The 1,166-nt window shown below is 69.7% G+C and carries 1 protein-coding gene; it reads left to right on the forward strand.

Going from position 1 to position 1,166, the window contains the following annotated elements:
* A partial coding sequence (locus ACH4F2_RS36260; protein ID WP_398136835.1) for a beta-ketoacyl synthase N-terminal-like domain-containing protein occupies positions 1–1,166 on the forward strand: 1,166 nt, incomplete at both ends.

A 1,166-nucleotide genomic window follows, 5' to 3' on the forward strand; every position in this document is an offset into this window, starting at 1 on the left:
ATGGATCCGGAGCTGGCGGTGTCGGCGCTGGTGCAGGCGGTGGAGCACGACGAGACGTTCGTGGCCGTCGCCGACGTTGACTGGGCCCGTTTCGTGCCCGGCTTCACGGCGGCCCGCCCACGCCCGCTCCTCGCCGACATCCCCGAGGCGGCGCGGGCTGTGGCGGCCGAGCAGACTGAGCCCACCGCCGCCGGTGGCTCCGAACTCGCAGTACGCCTGGCCGGACTGACAGACACCGAACGGACCCGCGAGATTCTGGGGTTGGTGCGCACGGAAGCCGCGGGCGTACTGGGCTACCCGTCGGCTGACGCCGTTGAGGCGGGCCGGGCCTTCCGCGACATGGGCTTCGACTCGCTCACCGCAGTGGAGGTACGCAACCGGCTCAGGACCCGCACCGGCATCGACCTGCCCGCCACCCTCGTCTTCGACTATCCGAGCCCGGCGGTCCTGACCGAGTATCTGCGCGGTCGGATCGTCGACGGTCGTGCGCCGACGGCTGCGGTCGGCTCCGGTTTGGCCCAGGGCGGAGCGGCGGTGGCCGCCGACGAGCCCATCGCGATCGTGGGCATGGCCTGCCGTTACCCAGGGGGTGTCAGCAGCCCGGAACAGCTGTGGCAGCTGGTGAGTTCCGAAGCCGACGCACTGTCCGTCCTCCCAGCCGACCGCGGCTGGGATCTGGAAGCGTTGACGGTCTCGGGCTTCTCACCGGCTGGAGGATTCCTTTACGAGGCAGCCGAATTCGACGCCGGCTTCTTCGGGATCTCGCCGCGTGAGGCGCTCGCCATGGACCCGCAGCAGCGCCTGCTGCTGGAGGCGGCGTGGGAGCTGTTCGAGCGCGCGGGCATCGACCCGACGTCCATACGCGGTAGTCAGGCCGGCGTGTTCGTCGGCGCCTCGGCACAAGGATACGGAGCAGGCCTGTACCAGGCATCGCAGGACGCCTCCGAGGGCTATCTGACGACCGGGGACGCGGGCAGCGTCATCTCGGGTCGGTTGTCGTATGTGCTGGGGCTCGAGGGTCCGGCGGTGACGGTGGATACGGCGTGTTCGTCGTCGTTGGTGGCGCTGCATCTGGCGGTGCAGGCGTTGCGTAATGGTGAGTGTTCGATGGCGGTGGCCGGTGGTGTGGCGGTGATGTCGACGCCGGGTGCGTTCCTGGAGTTCAG

It is taken from the genome of Streptomyces sp. NPDC017890 (assembly GCF_044328675.1).
Classification (GTDB): Bacteria; Actinomycetota; Actinomycetes; order Streptomycetales; family Streptomycetaceae; genus Streptomyces.